This window comes from Pseudomonas sp. zjy_15 (assembly GCF_043101865.1).
Classification (GTDB): Bacteria; Pseudomonadota; Gammaproteobacteria; order Pseudomonadales; family Pseudomonadaceae; genus Aquipseudomonas; species Aquipseudomonas putida_Y.
Genome location: NZ_JBICII010000001.1, coordinates 1 through 603, shown reverse-complemented (window position 1 = coordinate 603; position 603 = coordinate 1). Strand labels below are relative to the sequence as shown.

The window sequence follows — 603 nt, the reverse complement described above, 5'->3', positions numbered from 1 at the left end:
CTGACGCCAGTCTTGCCGGTCAAGCGACCGTAGGTGGCAGCCATGAAACCTGCAGACTGCTCATGACGGGTCAGTACCAGCTTGATCTTCGACTTGCGCAGGGATTCGAGCAGGTCGAGGTTTTCCTCACCGGGAATGCCGAATACATACTCGACACCTTCATTTTCCAGGCATTGCACAACGACATCGGCGGCCTTGGCCATCTTGCTTGCTACCTCAAGTGATGGGACGGGGAAGTCCAGAAATGCGCAGCACGGTACGCTGGCATCGCCAGGTCCAGGAGCAAAAGTGCCCCGAACCAAAGTCTTGACGTAGGGAGGGTGCGGGAAAGTCACGTTAATGCCGCGTTGAGGCCATTCTAACCTGGCTTCGCACCATCCTCTGTAGGAGCGGGTTTACCCGCGAAGGGGCCGGACCTGCTGGCCAATTTCCACCTGCCGTTCACCGTTGCCGCCGCCACCGTATTCGCGGGTAAACCCGCTCCTACACAGATAGGTGGTAAACACACATCGGGGGGTGGACACAGGCCGCTGTAGGAGCGGGTTTACCCGCGAACACCAGCGAAGCCGGTGCCATCTCCTCTCTCGAGCAGGTCCAGTTTTT

General features: G+C 58.5%; 1 protein-coding gene. It reads right to left on the bottom strand.

Annotated features, from left to right (window positions below; genetic code table 11):
• Positions 1-203, bottom strand: a 203-nt coding sequence (locus ACF8EF_RS00005) for a thiamine pyrophosphate-binding protein (protein WP_249226214.1), incomplete at its 3' end; no start/stop codon positions are given.
• Positions 204-603 lie beyond the last annotated feature (400 nt).